The organism is Streptomyces caeni (assembly GCF_042678285.1).
Lineage (GTDB): Bacteria > Actinomycetota > Actinomycetes > Streptomycetales > Streptomycetaceae > Streptomyces > Streptomyces caeni.
The window spans coordinates 70,022-86,745 of the sequence record NZ_JBHUDX010000011.1 but is presented as its reverse complement, the minus strand read 5'-3'; the positions used below and the strand labels follow the sequence as shown (position 1 = coordinate 86,745).

The 16,724-nt window shown below is 71.3% G+C and carries 16 protein-coding genes; 9 read left to right on the top strand and 7 right to left on the bottom strand.

Annotation, left to right across the window (positions count from 1 at the left end; genetic code table 11):
- The first annotated feature begins 277 nt into the window (after positions 1 to 277).
- The gene (locus ACFSL4_RS04605) at positions 278 to 442 is read left to right on the top strand and encodes a hypothetical protein (RefSeq protein ID WP_381078776.1); all 165 of its coding nucleotides are present in this window, start codon (positions 278 to 280) and stop codon (positions 440 to 442) included.
- Between the two features lie 177 nt (positions 443 to 619).
- On the opposite strand, the gene ACFSL4_RS04600 is transcribed toward ACFSL4_RS04605, so the two are convergent.
- The gene (locus ACFSL4_RS04600; protein ID WP_381078774.1) at positions 620 to 1,918 is read right to left on the bottom strand and encodes an MFS transporter; all 1,299 of its coding nucleotides are present in this window, start codon (positions 1,916 to 1,918) and stop codon (positions 620 to 622) included.
- Positions 1,919 to 2,052: 134 nt separating this feature from the next.
- On the opposite strand from ACFSL4_RS04600, the gene ACFSL4_RS04595 reads away from it, so the two are divergent.
- Positions 2,053 to 2,994: a LysR family transcriptional regulator gene (locus tag ACFSL4_RS04595; RefSeq protein WP_381078772.1), complete on the top strand. Its 942-nt coding sequence runs from the start codon at positions 2,053 to 2,055 to the stop codon at positions 2,992 to 2,994.
- Between the two features lie 632 nt (positions 2,995 to 3,626).
- Here the strand turns inward: ACFSL4_RS04595 and ACFSL4_RS04590 are convergent.
- Genes ACFSL4_RS04590 through ACFSL4_RS04570 form a run of 5 tightly spaced genes read right to left on the bottom strand, consistent with a single transcriptional unit; the run spans position 3,627 to position 7,941 of the window.
- Positions 3,627 to 4,829 (bottom strand): PAS domain-containing sensor histidine kinase, encoded by a 1,203-nt coding sequence (locus tag ACFSL4_RS04590; RefSeq protein ID WP_381078770.1) that lies wholly within the window; start codon positions 4,827 to 4,829, stop codon positions 3,627 to 3,629.
- Positions 4,830 to 4,864: 35 nt separating this feature from the next.
- Complete coding sequence (locus ACFSL4_RS04585) at positions 4,865 to 5,884, bottom strand: SpoIIE family protein phosphatase (protein WP_381078768.1); 1,020 nt, start codon at positions 5,882 to 5,884, stop codon at positions 4,865 to 4,867.
- Between the two features lie 28 nt (positions 5,885 to 5,912).
- Entirely contained in the window at positions 5,913 to 6,341 is a 429-nt protein-coding gene (locus ACFSL4_RS04580) for an anti-sigma regulatory factor (RefSeq protein ID WP_381078766.1), read from the bottom strand.
- Positions 6,338 to 6,724, bottom strand: coding sequence for an STAS domain-containing protein (locus ACFSL4_RS04575; protein WP_381078764.1), 387 nt, complete (start codon positions 6,722 to 6,724; stop codon positions 6,338 to 6,340). Before ACFSL4_RS04575 ends, ACFSL4_RS04580 begins: the two co-directional genes overlap by 4 nt.
- The gene (locus ACFSL4_RS04570) at positions 6,721 to 7,941 is read right to left on the bottom strand and encodes a PAS domain S-box protein (RefSeq protein ID WP_381078762.1); all 1,221 of its coding nucleotides are present in this window, start codon (positions 7,939 to 7,941) and stop codon (positions 6,721 to 6,723) included. Before ACFSL4_RS04570 ends, ACFSL4_RS04575 begins: the two co-directional genes overlap by 4 nt.
- Positions 7,942 to 8,352: 411 nt before the next feature.
- Here ACFSL4_RS04570 and ppk2 point away from each other — a divergent pair, with 411 nt between their 5' ends.
- Positions 8,353 to 9,156 (top strand): polyphosphate kinase 2, encoded by an 804-nt coding sequence (gene ppk2, locus ACFSL4_RS04565; protein WP_381078760.1) that lies wholly within the window; start codon positions 8,353 to 8,355, stop codon positions 9,154 to 9,156.
- Between the two features lie 144 nt (positions 9,157 to 9,300).
- Here ppk2 and ACFSL4_RS04560 read toward each other — a convergent pair whose 3' ends face one another.
- The gene (locus ACFSL4_RS04560) at positions 9,301 to 9,891 is read right to left on the bottom strand and encodes a DUF6461 domain-containing protein (RefSeq protein WP_381078758.1); all 591 of its coding nucleotides are present in this window, start codon (positions 9,889 to 9,891) and stop codon (positions 9,301 to 9,303) included.
- 274 nt (positions 9,892 to 10,165) lie between these two features.
- Here ACFSL4_RS04560 and ACFSL4_RS04555 point away from each other — a divergent pair, with 274 nt between their 5' ends.
- The 6 genes from ACFSL4_RS04555 to ACFSL4_RS04530 all read left to right on the top strand — a co-directional run bounded on the left by ACFSL4_RS04555 (position 10,166) and on the right by ACFSL4_RS04530 (position 16,671).
- The gene (locus ACFSL4_RS04555) at positions 10,166 to 10,567 is read left to right on the top strand and encodes a hypothetical protein (protein ID WP_381078756.1); all 402 of its coding nucleotides are present in this window, start codon (positions 10,166 to 10,168) and stop codon (positions 10,565 to 10,567) included.
- Positions 10,568 to 10,977: 410 nt separating this feature from the next.
- Positions 10,978 to 12,540, top strand: coding sequence for a Re/Si-specific NAD(P)(+) transhydrogenase subunit alpha (locus tag ACFSL4_RS04550; RefSeq protein ID WP_381078754.1), 1,563 nt, complete (start codon positions 10,978 to 10,980; stop codon positions 12,538 to 12,540).
- A 5-nt stretch (positions 12,541 to 12,545) separates the two neighbouring features.
- The gene (gene pntB / locus ACFSL4_RS04545) at positions 12,546 to 14,012 is read left to right on the top strand and encodes a Re/Si-specific NAD(P)(+) transhydrogenase subunit beta (protein WP_381078752.1); all 1,467 of its coding nucleotides are present in this window, start codon (positions 12,546 to 12,548) and stop codon (positions 14,010 to 14,012) included.
- Positions 14,013 to 14,161: 149 nt separating this feature from the next.
- The gene (locus ACFSL4_RS04540) at positions 14,162 to 14,923 is read left to right on the top strand and encodes a TetR/AcrR family transcriptional regulator (RefSeq protein WP_381078750.1); all 762 of its coding nucleotides are present in this window, start codon (positions 14,162 to 14,164) and stop codon (positions 14,921 to 14,923) included.
- Positions 14,924 to 15,274: 351 nt separating this feature from the next.
- The gene (locus tag ACFSL4_RS04535; protein ID WP_381078748.1) at positions 15,275 to 15,619 is read left to right on the top strand and encodes an ArsR/SmtB family transcription factor; all 345 of its coding nucleotides are present in this window, start codon (positions 15,275 to 15,277) and stop codon (positions 15,617 to 15,619) included.
- Entirely contained in the window at positions 15,616 to 16,671 is a 1,056-nt protein-coding gene (locus ACFSL4_RS04530; protein WP_381078746.1) for a permease, read from the top strand. The genes ACFSL4_RS04535 and ACFSL4_RS04530 overlap by 4 nt, the downstream gene beginning before the upstream one ends.
- The last annotated feature ends 53 nt before the right edge of the window (positions 16,672 to 16,724 follow it).

Below are 16,724 nucleotides of genomic sequence, written 5' to 3'. Positions count from 1 at the left end.
ACGGAAAACATCACATTGACATCCTGGGGCTCGTCCGTCCCCGGCAGGCACCCCCAGGCCACGTCCGCGCTCCCCGGCACGGCTGCGAGCGGTCCAGCAGCGGGTACGGCCTCACCGCCTCGCGGCTGGACCAGCCGGTCCGCACAGCCTCTTCCGTCACTTCGACATGATGAAGCCGGGGGCAGCGCCGGAGGCGGTCGTCCAGTAGGTGACACGCTGACCGTCGTCCGTGGTACAGGCGGCGGTGCCGCCGTCGCCGTTCCCGCCGCTTGAACCGGTGTCGCCCGAACCGCCGCCGGGCTTCGCCCAAGCCGTCCCACCCCGCTTCGCCGAACTCGTCGCGCTCGGCTGTGCCGAAGGCGTCGTGCTCGGCCGCTCCGAGGGCTTGGCGTCGCCCGAGGCATCGGCCGCGCCCGGCTCGCACGCCGTGGACGCGAGCTGATCGCCGGAGCGCTCCACGGCGCCCTCACCGGGCTGTCCCTCACGATCGCCGAGACCGACGGTCCCGACCGGGCCCGAACCCAGGCGGCAGGTCTCGTGCGCGAGCTCATCGACGGGCTGATGGTCGGCACTGACACGCGGTGACGGCCGCCGGCGCCATGACGGCCGTGGCCGCCCGTCAGGCGCGGCTCGGTGCCGGCTCCGGCTCCGGCTCCGGCTCCGGCTCCGGCTCCGGCTCGGAGCGATGTGCTGCGGCGCGGCGAGGAAGCAGCAGCGGGGTCGCCAGCAGGAGCACGCCTGCCAGACCGACGGCCGTACGCGAGCCGAGCAGGCCCCCCAGCACGCCCCAGACGGCCGTCAGGAGCGCGGTCGAGGACCTGGTCGTCACGGCCCAGGCGGACAGCGTGCGGGCGGCCCGGTCGGTCGCGGTGCGTTCGAGGCGGTAGGTGGCGTAGACGGGGTTGAAGACCCCGCAGCAGAAGATGAGCCCGAACTCGACGCCCAGCACGAGCAGCAGCCCTCCGGTGCCCGGTCCCAGGAAGACCAGGCCGACGGGCCAGAGCGCGCGCAGCGCCCCGACCACGACCAGGACCTCGCGCTGTCCGAACCGGGTGACCAGCGGTCGGGCCAGCCGCGAGCCGAGCAGCCCGCCGATCGAGGGTGCGGCGAAGGCCAGGCCGTACTGCCACGGTGCGAACCCGAGCCGGCCGAGCATCAGAACGGCAAGCAGCGGCTGGACGGCCATCACCAAGCCGTTGAACAAGGCGGTGTTGAAGAACAGCGGACGCAGCGCCGCGTCGGCGAGGATGTACCGCCAGCCGTCGAACAGGTCCCCGGCCCGTATGCGCGTGGCCTCCCGGCGCTCGGGCCACGGCTCGTGCCCGCCCATCGCGCGGATGCCCAGGGCCGAGAGCAGGTAGCTGACCGCGTCGGCCACCACCGTCGCCACCGGGCCGAGGAGTCCGATCGCCGCGCCGCCGAGTGGCGGTCCGATGATCGTGGTCGTCCAGGCCGTGGATTCGAACCGGGCGTTGGCGACCAGCAGTTCCTCGGCCGGCAGCAGCGTCTTCAGGTAGGCGCCGGAGGCCGCGCGGAAGGTGATGTCGGCCGCCGCGACGACCACGGAGACCAACAGGAGCTGAAGAAAGGTGAGCACGCCGAGCGCGAACGCGGTGGGAATCGTCAGCAGGGCCGCGAACCGCACCAGGTCCATCGCGATCAGCACCGGCCGCTTGGGGCGACACTCCACCCACGGACCGAGCGGCACCGCCACGGCCGCGCCCACCGCAGCCCCCACGGAGGAGAGCGCGGCGACCTCGGCCGGTCCGGCGTGCAGCACGCGGATGGCGATCAGCGGGAACGCGCCGAAGGCCAGCCACGTGCCGAGCGCGCTGGTGCCGTACGCGCCCCAGAGCCACCCGAACTGCCGCCCCGGCCGAGGTCCGAGCAGATGTCCCAGCCGCTGCCCACTCCTCATGCCTGACGCCCCTCGCCACTCACCCGCACAACCGATCCGCGACCGGAAGCATCAAAGCGAGCACCATATGCAGGGGTCAAACAACCCCAGGGCCAACCGGCCACAACCAATGGTTGTGACCGTAGGATGTCGACATGGACCTCGCCACCGTCCGGACCTTCGTCGCCGCCGCCGACGCGGGGCGGTTCCAGGAGGCCGCCGCCGAGCTGGCGGTCACCCAGCAGGCCGTCTCCAAGCGCATCGCTGCGCTAGAACGCAACCTCGGTGTACGGCTGTTCACCCGCACCGCACGCGGGGCCAAGCTCACCATCGACGGGCAGGCGTTCCTGCCCCACGCGCGCGAACTGCTGCGCGTCGCCGAGCGATCGGTCGCGTCCGTGCGGCCCGGCCGCCGTCCGCTGCGCGTCGACGTGATCAGCTCGCGCGGCGCGGGGTCGGGCCTGATGCGCGGCTTCCACCGTGCGCACCCCGAGATCGACCTCGACGTGGTGTGGCTGTTCGACATCGAGACGGCCGTTGCCGCCATCCGGTCCGGTGCGATCGACGCGTCCTTCCGAGCCGTCGCCGCGCCCGGCCGGCCCCTTCCCGAGGACATCGAGTCCGCCCGGGTGGTCGACGAGCCGCTCCAGCTCCTCACCGGCCCCGCCCACGCGCTGGCGGGCGCCCGGTCGGTGACCCTCGCTCAGCTCGCCGGACACCGGATCTGGATGCCCGGCATCGTCCCCGGTACCGAGTGGGCCGCCTACTACCACGACCTGGTCGCCGAGTTCACCCTCACCATCGAGGCGACCGGCCCCAACTTCGGCTCCGACGCCCTCCTCGACACCATCGCCGACACCCCGGCCCTGGCCACCTTCATGGGCGAGCACACCCGCCTGGTCTGGCCTACCGGCCACGGCCTGCGCCGCATCCCGGTGACCGACCCGACGCCCGTCTACCCCCACTCGCTCCTCTGGCGCCGCGACAACCCCCACCCAGCGCTGGCCGCCCTCCGCGCCCACCTCGCCGCCACAGCGGCCGGCCACGACGCCGCCGGGACCTGGACGCCCGGCTGGGTGATTCCGCGCAGGGGATGAGTCACACGACTGGGGATCTCGTGTCCACGCGAACGGTCGGCCCCGCTCAACTGGCATGTTCCGCAAGCCGGTCGGCAACGCTCACCGGTGTGTGGGTCCGGAGGGGCCCGGCCGGTTCCGGTTCCGGGGATCATGCCCGGGAACCGGAACCGGAACCGGAACCGGCCCGCAATCGCCGGTCGTGCCCGCAGTGCCCTTTACCGGCCGAAGCCGTAGGAACAGGTGGTCGGTGCCCGTCGAGCCCGTCACCGGCAGCGTGACCGAGCTCGGACGGCCGCCTGGGGCCTCCACGGCCGGCCCGTGCAGTCGTACTCCCAGGGGATCTCCACGCTGGGCTCGTTGCTCAGATCGGCGTCGGTGTCGCCACGGCCTGATAACGTTGCCATGCACGGGTGTCGAGTGAAACGCGTGTGCTTACGGCGTGTCAACGACGTCAACAAGACTTTCTGAGCGCGAAGTTCACCGACGGGAACTGGCGGCGTCGGCACCACCCGCCCCAGACACGCGACCAGGCCGCTCCGCTGCGCCCGCTCCCCAACCGACCGGCGGACCACCACGGACCAGAACCTGGAGGTTCGGCACCCACAGGATCGACGTGTGCGCCGGCACTCGGCGACAGCGCACGGCACAATTCAGCAGGGAGTGCGGGACGAGCCCTCGGCGCTGAGGGGGATGCGCCAGCACAGGCGCGTGCCGCCGTCGGGGCGACCGGTCACCTCGAAGGTGCCGCCGAGTCTCTCCGCGCGGCGGAGCAGGTTGGTCAGGCCGCTGCTGCGGGTGACGGCCGGGTCGATACCGCGGCCGTTGTCGCAGATGTCCAGCAGCAGTTCGTCTCCGGCGCGGACGGTGACCCATGCGGCGGAGGCGTGGGCGTGGCGGGCGATGTTGGACAGGGCCTCGCGTACCACGGCGAGCAGGTGAGCGGCCGTCTCGTCGGGCAGGGCGGCATCGACCGGCCCGTCGAACTCGACAGCGGGGGCGAAGCCGAGCCGGTCCTGGGCGGCGGCCGTCTCGTCGAGGACCTGCGCGCGCAGGCTGGCCGCCTTCTGGACGGGCTGGTTGAGGTTGAAGATGGTCCCGCGCAACTCCCGAATGGTGGCGTCGAGTTCGTCGATGACCTTGTGGATACGGTCGGCGGTGTCCGGCCGGGTGAGGCGGGCGGTGATGCTCTGCAGCGCAAGCCCTGCGCCGAAGACCCGCTGAATGACCATGTCGTGCAGGTCCCGGGCGATACGCTCGCGATCGGCCATCACCTCGCGGTCGGCGCGTGCGGCGGCCAGCTCGGCCTGGGCCGCGAGCTGGTGGGTGATGTCCCGGACGACGGTGGTGAAGCCGATCAGCGTCCCTTCCCGGTCGCGCATCGGTGACACCGTGACGGCCACGTCCACGCCGGTGCCGTCGGCGCGGTACCAGCGGCTCTGGTAGGGGTCGGCGTGCTCCTGAGAGCGGATGTGCTCCACCACGGCCCGGAAGGCCTCGAAGGCCGCCTCGGACATGAGGGTGCCGATCGGCTGGGCGACGACGTCCTGCTCGGCGTGTCCGAACAGCCGCTGTGCGCCCGGGTTCCAGGTCTGGACGAGGAGGGAGGGACCGACCGAGATCATGGCGTCGTCGGAGGAGGCGACGATGGCCGCGAGCCGGGCCTCGGCACGGCGGGCGGCCTCCAGTTCGGTGTGCAGTGCGATCAGGCCCCGGTTGGTGTCGTCCAGTTCCTGGCTCACCTCGTCCACCAGCCGCGCACGACGCTCCAGCGCGGCCAGTCGCTCGGCAGTGCCGCTCGTGGCGTCGGCGTCGTGTGTGCCGTCGGCGGTCCGCGGACCGCGCACGCCCTCCATCTCTGCCCCCCTTCACCTGGTGTCGGAAACCACGTTCATGATGTCACGGCGTCGCTCTGGCGAACCACGAGCACGGTGGCGTCGTCGGTCCGCCGCGCGTACTCGCGGTGGAGTACGGCGGCGATGACCGCCGGATGGTGACCCAGCAGGCGAGGGTGGCCCTCCAGGCTCCAGGTCGAGCGGATCCCGTCGGAGACCAGGACGAGGGTCGAACCGGGCTGCCACGGGGCGTGCTGGAGGCGGAGGGCGGGGAGGGGGAAATGGGTGCCGAGGCTGCCGGGGCGGTCCAGCAGGTGGACGGGCCGGCCGCCGGTGACAACCCGGCCGGTGATGTTGCCCACGGCCGCGTAGGCGAGTTCGCCGCGTTCGGGATCGATCAGGCAGGCGCCCGCGACGCCGCCCCGGGTGCCGCGCATCGCGGCGTGGGCGTCGCGCATGAGCCGGCCGAGGTCGGTGACGGGGGCGTGCTCGAACGCCGCGATCGAGGCACGGGACGCCACGGCGGCCGCAGGGCCGTGCCCGAGGCCGTCGACCAGCAGGGCAGCCGGCCGGCGCCCGGGCACGACCGCCCAGGCGTCCCCGGACTCGCCGTCTCCGCCGAGGGGGACGTTGACGGCGCCGGAACACCACCCCATGGGCATGTTCGGCGCCGGGGCGCCGAGCCGGGTGTAGACGACGGTGCCGCTGCGTGTGGAGTACCAGTCGAACTCGGCGGCGTTGCGCCGCACGACGTTCAGCCCCGCTCCCAGCCCGGTGCTGCCGTACGGGGTCGGGGAGTCGGTCGTGTGTGTCCGCGGGGTGAGCGCCGCGGCGGTCATCCCCGGGCCGTGGTCGACGGAGATCAGCTCGATGCCGTCCCCCGCCTTGCGGGCGAGGACATAGCCACGCGGGTGGGCATGGCGGAGCAGGTTGGTGCCCAGCTCGGTGGCGACCAATTCGGCCACGCCCTCGCGCAGCGCGTGCTGTCCGGCGGCCATTCTGGCCACGGCCCGGCGCAAGGCGCCGATGTCCTCCTCGGCGCCGATCACATGGCAGCGGTGTTCGGCCTCGCTCACCGCCGCCCGATCCTCCTCGTCCGCGCCGTCACCGCTGCCACTTCACGATCACCACGGTCGTGCCCGAACCCGCCACGGAGGTGAGGGTCATGTCGTCGACCAGCCTGCGCGCCCCCGGCAGGCCCAGTCCGAGGCTGCCCCGGGTGCTGTAGCCGTCGGTCAGCGCGGCGTCGATGTCGGCGATGCCCGGCCCGTCGTCGGCGAACGTGGCCCGTACCCCGAGCCGGCCCTGCCGGTACACCTGCTCGACGCTCATCCGGCCGCGGCCGCCCGTGGCGTAGTAGAGGATGTTCCGGGCCAGCTCGCTGCCCGCCGTGATCAGCTTCGTCGCGTCCACCAGGTTGAGTCCCACCGTCTCCGCCTCGTTGCGGAGCACCTTGCGCACCCAGATCAGATCGGTCTCGTCGGCGATGTCGAAAACGGACGGCTCGCGGTCCGCCACGGCACCGGCGGTCACGGCCGGTCCGTACCGGCGTCGGCCCGGCGCAACCGGTCCAGCAGGGCCAAGCCCTGCTCGGCGTTGAGCGCGGTGTCCAGATGCCCCATCTGAACACCGAGTTCCACCAGGGTGATGGCCACGGCCGGCTGGATCCCCACCACGGCCGCCTGCGCCCCCAGCAGCCGTACCATGGCCACGATCCGTGCCAGCACCCGGGCGATGAACGAGTCGACCAGGCTCAGCCGGCTCACGTCGATGAGCATGCCTGACGCACCGGTGCGCGCCACCTCCCGGGTGAGCTGCTCCTCGATCTGGACCACCGTGGTGTCGTCCAGATCGCCCTGCAACGCCACCAGCAGCGTGTCGCCGATCTTCATGACCGGCACCACGTCCTCGGTCACCGCTCCTCCCCGGAAATCAGCGCCCGATTGGCCGTCGTCGCGGTCCCGGCCCGCTCGGCCAGCACCGCCAGGGCCAGTTGCAGCGCGTCCTGCAGGGTGCTGCGGGAGCGCAGACGCCCCATGTCGATGCCCAGATGCACCATGGACTGCGCGGTCTCCGGCCGTACCCCGCTCATGATGCTCACCGTCCCCATCAGCGCCGCCGCCTGCACCGTCTTCAACAGGTGCTGGGCGACCTGGGTGTCGATGGTGGGTACCCCGCTGATGTCCAGGATGGCCACCTCGGCCTGGGTCTGCGCGATCTTCTCCAGCAGACCCTCGGTCAGCCGGGTGGCCCGCAGGGTGTCCAGCGTGCCGATGATCGGCAGTGCCAGCACCTTGTCCCACACCTGGATCACCGGCGTGGACAGCTCCAGGATCTCGTCGCGCTGCCGCAGCAGCCGCTTTTCGGTCTCCCGGCGCTCGGTGACGTCCCGGATCGCCGCCACCACCAGCCGTCCCTCGTTGGTGTCCATCGGGCTCAGACTGATCTCGACCGGGAACTCGGTCCCGTCCCGGCGCATCCCGGACAGCTCCAGCCCCGCGCCCATCGGCCGCAGCCGCGGATCGGCGAGGAACCCGTTGCGGTGTCCGGGGTGCCGGTCGCGGAACCGGGGCGGCACCAGCACCTCGATCTCCCGGCCCACCAGTTCGGACCGCTCGAAGCCGAACAGCGCCTCCGCCTGCCGGTTGACCAGTACGATCCGGGCGTCCTGACTTACGATCACCATCGCGTCCGGGGCCGACTCCAGCAGACCGTGGAACATCGACTCGGCCCGCGCGCTCTCCGTCACGTCCCGCAGCACCTTGACGAACCCCGTCACCGTCCCGTCCGCGCCGCGCACCGGTGTCAGCGTGACCTGGGCCAGGAACCGCTCGCCATTCCTGCGGACGCGCCAGCCCTGGAACTCCCGCCGCTCGTCGTGCCGGGCGCTGTCGAGTTCCTGCTCCACCAGGCCGGCTTCGCGGTCCTCCTCGGTGTGCAGTACCGACACCGACCGCCCCACCACCTCGTCCGCCGTGTAGCCGGTCATCGCCTCGGCGGTGCGGCTCCAGAGGACGACCTCCCCGCCCGGCCCCAGCTTGACGGCGGCGTGGTCGGTGACCGCGTCCAGCATCGCCTCGAGATCCCGCAGGCTCGCCTGCGGATCCCCGCCGCCGCCCAGTGGCGTCGTCATGCCCTGCCCCGCCCTTCGCTCGTCCATCCCAGGCCAGGCCCCCGCCCTGGTCGGTGCCCTTGATCCGGCCAGGCCGATGCTACCCGGCCCCGCCGAGGGTTGTCGGCCCACCTGGGACACCGCGGGGACCGGCGTCCCGGACCTCCGGCCACGACGCCACGCCGGAGCCGGTGGGGCCCGGAAGGCTGTGCGAGAGCCGGTCGCCCTTGACCGTGGGCCCCACGGGGCGTGGGTGTGCCGTACCGGCCGAAGACCTCGGCCGGGGTGCGAATCAGCCTGGGCGAGCGCGGCGCCGAAGGCGCGGGCCGGGGCGTACCGTGGTCGCCGGACGGCACGGTCGGCGTGGCGTCCCGGTGTTCAGATCGGCTCAGGGCCGGGTGGCCCGGTGAGTCGTCGCGAGGTGGAGGCGGCATGGCCGGTAAGAAGGCGGCGAAGCTGCCGCGCGACGTGTACGAGAAGGAACTGCTGCGCCTGCAGGCCGAGTTGGTGAAACTGCAGGAGTGGGTGCGTGCGGCGGGCGCCCGGCTGGTCGTGGTCTTCGAGGGGCGCGACGCCGCGGGCAAGGGCAGCACCATCAAGCGGGTCACCGAGTACCTCAATCCGCGCGTGGCGCGGATCGCCGCGCTGCCCAGACCGACCGAGCGCCAGCGCACCCAGTGGTACTTCCAGCGGTACGTCGAGCACCTGCCGGCCGCGGGGGAGATCGTGCTGTTCGACCGGTCCTGGTACAACCGGGCCGGAGTCGAGCATGTGATGGGCTTCTGCACCAAGGAGGAGCACCAGCTCTTCCTGCGCCAGTGCCCGATCTTCGAACGGATGCTGGTGGAGGACGGGATCCTGCTGCGCAAGTACTGGTTCTCGGTGAGCGACACCGAGCAGCAGGAGCGGTTCCGGCGCCGCCTGGAAGACCCGGTGCGACGCTGGAAGCTGTCCCCGATGGACCTGGAGTCGATCACCCGCTGGGAGTCCTACTCCCGCGCCAAGGACGAGATGATGGTGCACACCGACATCTCCGAGGCCCCGTGGTTTGTCGTGGAGAGCGACGACAAGCGGCGTGCGCGGCTGAACATGATCGCCCACCTGCTCGGCTCCGTGCCGTACCACGAGGTGCCGCCGCCGGTGCTGAAGCTGCCGCAGCGGCCGCCGTCGACCGGCTACCAGCGCCCGCCGCGCGATCTGCAGACCTACGTCCCCGATCACGCGGCGAGCCTGTGAGCGGCCGTCACCCGCTCACTCGCCCACCGCCCACCAGCCACCGGCCACTGCCCAATCACCCACCGCCCACCGGCCGCCGACAGCGGACTCGCCTGCTTCCCCACCGCCTCGGCCCCCTGCTCCGGGTGCATCCGCTTGGGACGTTCAGTCCGGCAGCGGACGCAGTCTGCCGCTCCAGCGCTCGTCATCGGCCGCCCCAGGCATCGTCAAGCGGATACCGAAAGCGTTCTCCACCAGCCCCAGGACGCTGTGAAGCGGCGCAACCTGGCCAGGGACGAGCCCGAGGGGCCTCATGACCTCGTCGAGCCTTCCCGGCTCCTGCCCGGCCGGCTCGATCGCCTGGAGGGTGTGGAAGTCGACGATGATCTCGCCGCGCACCGCGTACTTGAACCAGTGCATCGGCTTCTCGTTGTAGTGCAGCGCGACGGCTTCGGTCCCCGCGGAGACAGCACTCAAGATCCGCTCGTCGAGTCCGTGCATGCCGCCCTGCTCCCACGCCCACGTCCAGGCGCCGTCGATACCGGTGGTGACGACTGGTTCGTCATCATCGAAGAGGCCGTCGCCGAAGTCGTCCGACAGGTCCGTGCCCTCGCGAAGCGCCACCGTCGTCAGGTCCGCCCCCATGCGGGTCAGCAGCTCCTCAGGGGGCAGATCCCGCACGAAGGTCAGTGTGTAGAAGGGGATGTCCCCCTCTCGGAACACGTTCAGGCCGCGGTCCCCGTCTGTACTCGTCATGGGGCGGATGCTGCCACCCCCCGCTGACACTCCGCCCCGGACCCCGGTTCTTGCCGGATCAACTGCATCGGATCACTTGTTCCGCGTTCCACGCCGATGACACCTATGTCCGCGCGTCCTTCCCGCGTCCGAGCCGAGCGGCGGGGCCGGTCGGCCCTCCGTCGGTCACACCGAGGCCGCACGGCCCAGGTGCCAGGGCCTGACAGCCCTGGACCGGCTCCGATGATCCCAGCAGGCTGAAGCCGCTTCACAACAACCAGAAGGAGCGGAGCACATGAACGTCAAGCAGCCCGGCACCCATGTGAACCCCACCATCGCCGTGCAGGTACGGGCGAAGAGCGATGTGGACGAGGACGCACTCGCGTACGTGCGGGAGAAGGTCCACGCGATCCTCGACCGGCCAGGGGTTCCTGCCGTCAGCGGTGAGGTGAAAATCACCAGGGCAGTGGCGCACCACGCCGAACAGCCGTGGTCGGCCCAGGCCGAGCTCGTCGTGGGGAACACCCTCGTCGTGGCGCATGCGCGGGAGGCGACGGCACACGAACTGGCCGACCGGCTGCAGGACCGGCTACGCGGTCAGATGAACCGGGCCCTGCACCGCTGGGATGAGGGCCGCAGGTCGGCCACCCCGCCCCCGTGGCGCGGCGGGCGCGCCGTCGGCGATGACGACCGCTAGAGGGGCTGCCAGAGGGACTGCCCGGGGACTTCGTCGCTGAGCTGTTCGGATGGTTGTCGGGGGTGGTGAATCCCCGCCGTAGGCCGACGGAACGCGGTGCGCGGTACGCGGTACGCGCAGAGTGGCGGGCCGACCGTGGAGCGGCGCCGCAACCCGGCCCACGATGGCCGTCGCCGACCGCAATCGGGGCCGCGGCGGGGGTGGAGCGGCCCCGGCTGTCGTGGCCCCCGGTCCGGTCCCGCGCCGTCCGATCGTCCTCGGCCGCGCCACAAGGTGAAGCACATCACGGTCTGCTCGCGTTGGCCCACACCCGACTGACGGGTAGGTTCCAGCGATCAAGGGCGAGGACATCGTGACTTCCCCGTCGCAGATTCTCCTTTTCGCACCCTCCTCTGACGAGAGATACCAACATGTCTGCTCAAGAACCCTCACACCATCCTCCCCGGCGCCTCGGCGTGGTGGCCGAGTCCGTCTCCGGGGAGACGCGGGTCGCGGCGACCCCGGCGACGGTACGAGTGCTGCTGGGCCTCGGCTACGAGGTCGTCGTCGAGTCCGGGGCCGGCGAGGCCTCCGGCTTCACCGACCAGGCGTACGTGGATGCCGGAGCGGGGATCGGCGAGGCGTGGGACGCGGATGTCGTCCTGAAGGTGAACGCCCCCTCCGACGCGGAGATCCCCCGGCTGCGAGAGGGTGCGACCGTGGTCGCCCTGCTGGCCCCGGCGCAAAAGCCCGAGCTGCTTCAGGCGCTCGCCGAGGCCAGGGTGACCGCCCTGGCGCTGGACGCGGTGCCGCGCATCTCGCGGGCGCAGTCGATGGACGTGCTGTCGTCGATGGCGAACATCGCCGGCTACCGCGCGGTCATCGAGGCAGCGCACGTCTTCGGCCGGTTCTTCACCGGCCAGGTCACCGCGGCGGGCAAGGTGCCGCCGGCGAAGGTCCTGGTGGCCGGCGCGGGTGTGGCCGGCCTCGCGGCGATCGGCGCCGCCTCCAGCCTCGGTGCGATCGTGCGCGCCACCGACCCGCGGCCGGAGGTCTCCGACCAGGTGAAGTCGCTGGGCGGCGAGTACCTGCCGGTGAACGCCGCTCAGGAGGCGAGCACCGACGGCTACGCCAAGGCGACCTCCGCCGACTACGACCGCGCCGCCGCCGCGCTCTACCACGAGCAGGCCGAGGACGTGGACATCGTGATCACCACCGCGCTGATCCCGGGCCGGCCGGCGCCGCGCCTGCTGACGGCTGAGGACGTGGCCGTCATGAAGCCGGGCAGCGTGATCGTCGACATGGCCGCCGCGATGGGCGGCAATGTCGAGGGCACCGTGCCGGGGCGGGCGGTGGTGACCGACAACGGCGTCACCATCATCGGCTACACCGACCTCGCCTCCCGGCTGCCCGCCCAGGCCTCGCAGCTGTTCGGCACCAACCTGGCCAACCTGGTCAAGCTGCTCACACCCGGCAAGGACGGGCAGCTGACGATCGACTTCGACGACGTCGTACAGCGGGCCGTGACCGTCGCGCGGGACGGAGAGGTCACCTGGCCGCCGCCGCCCGTCGCGGTCTCCGCCGCACCCGCCGCGCAGCCCGCGGCCTCGGCCGCGCCCGCAGCACCCGAACCGAAGCAGTCGAAGCTGACACCTGTCTGGCGCTTCGGCCTGATCGGGCTCGGGATGCTCGCCATGTTCCTGCTGGTGGCCTTCGCTCCCGCGCAGCTCGCGGAGAACTTCACGGTGTTCGCGCTGGCGGTGGTGATCGGCTACTACGTCATCGGCAAGGTGCACCACGCGCTGCACACGCCGCTGATGTCGGTGACCAACGCGATCTCCGGAATCGTCGTGATCGGCGCCCTGCTGCAAATCGGCCACGAGAACCGGATCGTCACCACGCTGTCCTTCGCGGCGATCCTGCTGACGAGCGTCAACATCTTCGGAGGTTTCGCCGTCACCCGCCGCATGCTGTCCATGTTCTCGAAAGGCTGAACGAGATGACCTCCATGACGGCATCCCACGCGGCCGACCTGGTCGCCGCCCTGTTGTTCATCCTCAGCCTGGCCGGCCTGTCCCAGCACCGCACCTCCCGCGCCGGGGTCGTCTACGGCATCGCAGGCATGGCCCTGGCGCTGGTCGCCACGGTCGTGGTGGCGGCGCAGAGCGTCACCGCCGGCGTGGTCGCGCTGATCGTGCTGGCGATGGCGCTGGGCGCGGCGATGGGCCTGTGGCGGGCCCGCCGCGTCGAGATGACGCAGATGCCCGAACTGATCGCGGTGCTGCACAGCTTCGTCGGCCTCGCCGCGGTGCTGGTGGGCTGGAACAGCTACCTGGAGGTGGAGTCGCACGGCACGGCGCAGACCCGGATCGGCGCCGACCTGCTGGGCATCCACCACGCCGAGGTGTTCATCGGCATCTTCATCGGCGCGGTCACCTTCACCGGCTCGATCGTCGCGTTCCTGAAGCTCTCGGCGAGGATCAACTCCCGTCCGCTGGTCCTGCCGGGCAAGAACGCGCTGAACCTCGGCGCGCTCGGCGCCTTCGCCGTACTGACGGCCTGGTTCACGATCAGCCCGAACCTGGCGCTGATGATCGCGGTGACCGTGCTCGCACTGGCTCTGGGCTGGCACCTGGTCGCCTCGATCGGCGGCGGCGACATGCCCGTCGTCGTCTCCATGCTGAACAGCTACTCGGGCTGGGCGGCGGCCGCGGCCGGCTTCCTGCTCGACAACAACCTGCTCATCGTCACGGGCGCACTGGTCGGCTCCTCCGGCGCCTACCTGTCCTACATCATGTGCAAGGCGATGAACCGTTCATTCATCTCCGTCATCGCGGGCGGTTTCGGCATCGAGGCGCCGACCGGCCGTGAGGAGGAGCAGGGCGAGCACCGTGAGGTGCGTGCCGCGGAGGCGGCCGAGATGCTCGCCCAGGCCCGCTCGGTGATCATCACCCCCGGTTACGGCATGGCCGTCGCCCAGGCCCAGCACCCGGTGGCGGAGCTGACGCGGCAACTGCGCGAGCGGGGCGTCGAGGTCCGTTTCGGCGTCCACCCGGTCGCCGGGCGCCTGCCCGGGCACATGAACGTGCTGCTGGCCGAGGCGAAGGTGCCCTACGACATCGTTCTGGAAATGGACGAGATCAACGACGACTTCGCCGACACCTCGGTCGTGCTGGTCATCGGAGCGAACGACACCGTCAACCCGGCCGCGACCGAGGACCCGGGCAGCCCGATCGCCGGCATGCCGGTGCTGCGGGTCTGGGAGGCCGAGCAGGTCATCGTCTTCAAGCGCTCCATGGCCTCCGGCTACGCGGGCGTGCAGAACCCGCTCTTCTTCCGTGAGAACAGCAGCATGCTCTTCGGCGACGCCAAGCAGAGTGTGGAGGAGATCCTGCACGCGCTCAGCACCGACAGCCGACGCGGAGCGGCCCCGGCGGCACGTCAGGCGACGGCGGCCGGCCACTGAATGATTCCCCTGGCCTCGGGGGTGCCGTTGGACGATGTCCCTGTCGATGCCGGGCCGGGCGGCGTGTTCGACGAGGTGCCGGCGGTGGCCGCCGTCCGCCCAGACCTTGCGGATCGTGGGGTGGACGGCGGCCACCTGGTCGGTCAGGGATGGTTGCGGCCGCCCGGGCGGGATGCCTGACGCGGCCCCGGAGCACGGACACGGACCAGGCGATCCTGGACGCCGCGCGCGAGGTGCTGCTCCGGGAGGGCTACGCCGGGCTGTCCATGGAGAAGGTCGCCGCAAAGGCGGGCGTCGGGAAGCCCACCGCGTACCGCCGCTGGCGGTCCAAGGCCGCCCTGGTCGGCGATGTCGCCCGGCGCGGCCATCTCTCCGTCGTCCCGGACGGCGAGCTACCCGCTCCCGGCCCGGGATCGGTGGCACAGGCCATGACCACCTGGTTCCGGTCGCACGCGGATGTCTACACCGATCCGCGCGTATCCGCCCTGGCTCTGGCCCTCACCGCGGCGGCCGCCGAGAACCCCCTGGACGCGGAGTCGCTGTGCCTGCACCACACCCGCCACCAGCACGCGGCCATCGCCGACCTGCTGCGCGCGGGCGTGGAGCACGGCGAGTTCCGCTCCGACGCCGACATCGACGCGGTCGTGGACGCCCTGGTCGGATCGACCCTCTATCTGCTCCTCACCGGCCGGACGACCGTGGCCGCCGAGCGGGCCGAGGGACTGGCCCGGGTCCTGCTGAACGGGCTGCGCGACCCCGGGCCCCGCACCGCACGCCCCCGACACGGCCACCGGGGGCGGCCGGGCCCGTTCCCAGAGGCGGACGGCCCAACGAACCGGGTACGCGCCGGGTCACGGACCCGGCGCCGGCCACGGACGCCCGAGGCAGTGCGGGCCGAGAGCCTTGGTTGAGCGCAGGGACCTTGACCAGGTCGGCGGTGAACGCGTCGGCGGCCACCGCGGCCAGAACAACGGCGGAGACGGCCGGCAGCCACCGGCCCGGCCGGCTGGTCCAGGCGTGGGCACGGGTGCTGACCAGGTGGCCCGAGACGCGGGTCGGCCGGTGAGAGCTGCCCCGTGGACCGATCCTGCCCGCGGGAGCGCAATTACTCAACCCGATTCGATGTGACGCTCCATCCCACGCCTTCCCGGTCCAGGTCCGGCCGAGCCGCACCGCCCCGACTCCTCGTTTCGCCGCAGGTCCGCGGCCAGGTTCGACAGTCCCCGTTTGACGAGCGTCGACGATCGCCCTACATTTCAAATGTGACTGATTCAAAATCACTTGAATCGATGACGGTGGACACGCAGGCTGACACGACGCTGGCGGCGGCCGCCTCCGTTTCCCTGCTGCAGACGGTGGCCGACCCCGTCCGCTGGGCGGTGCTCCAGCAGCTCGCCCAGGGGCCGGCATGTGTCTGCAACCTCCAGGAGCATGTGCCGGTCCAGGGCAACCTGCTCAGCTACCACCTCAAGGTGCTGCGTGAGGCCGGCCTGGTGACCACCAGCCGTCGAGGTCGCTGGGTCGACTACGCGCTGGCCGGTGACGCACTGGCCCGCCTGCACGCGGCCCTTCCCGGGCTGCCCGCCCCGGGACGGGTGCGGCCGTGAGCATCACCGAGCGCCTGCCGGCCTCCGGCCGCAACCGGAGCCGCACCCTGGCCCTGGTCGGCGCCGCGGCCGCGTGGATCTTCGCCTACTCCGTCAACGGCTGGGTGTGGGACCGACTGCTCTACGACGTCGTCGGCATGAAGGCCACCGCCCGGCTGACCGAGACCATCCATTTCTTCGGCTATGACTCGGTCAAGATCATCCTGTTGCTGGTGGGCATCATCTTCGTGGTCACCGTGCTGCGCTCCTACATGAGCATCGAGCGCACCCGTGCGCTGCTCGGCGGCAAGCGCGAGGGCGTCGGCAATGTCATGGCCGCGGTGCTGGGCATCGCCACCCCGTTCTGCTCCTGCAGTGCGGTGCCGGCGTTCATCGGATTCGTCGCCGCCGGCGTACCGATCGGCGTCACCCTGAGCTTCCTGATCGCCAGCCCGCTGATCAACGAGATCGCGGTGGGCATGCTCTTCACCATGTTCGGCTGGCGGATCGCCGCCCTCTACATCCTTTCCGGCCTGGCCGTGGCCGTCACCGCAGGCTTCGTCCTCGGACGCCTCGGCGTACAGAAATGGGTCGAACCGTTCGTGTTCGAAACGCGGCTGGGCGGGCAGGTCATCGACTCCACCGCGGGCCTCAGCTTCGCCCAGCGCCTGCAGATGGGCCGCGAGGAAGTCGTCGGCATCCTGCGCAAGATCTGGCCCTACCTGCTCATCGGCATCGGTATGGGAGCCGTCATCCACGGCTGGGCACCGGCGGACTTCTTCACCCGCTACGCCGGAGCCGGCAACGCCTTCGGCGTGCTGGTCGCCGTCGTCATCGGCGTCCCGTTGTACTCCAACGCCGCAGGCATCATGCCCCTGGTCCAGGTGCTGCACGAAAAGGGCCTGCCCATGGGAACCCTGCTCGCCTTCATGATGAGCGTGGTCGCCCTCTCGCTGCCCGAGATGATCCTGCTGCGCCGCGTCCTGAAACCACCGTTGCTGGCCGCCTTCGCGGCCGTGGTGGCCGTCGGCATCACCGGCGTGGGCTACCTGTTCAACTCCATTCTCACGTGACCGCCCGCCATTCGACCCACCTGTCCCCCACCGCCTTCCACCGCCCTCCCGAA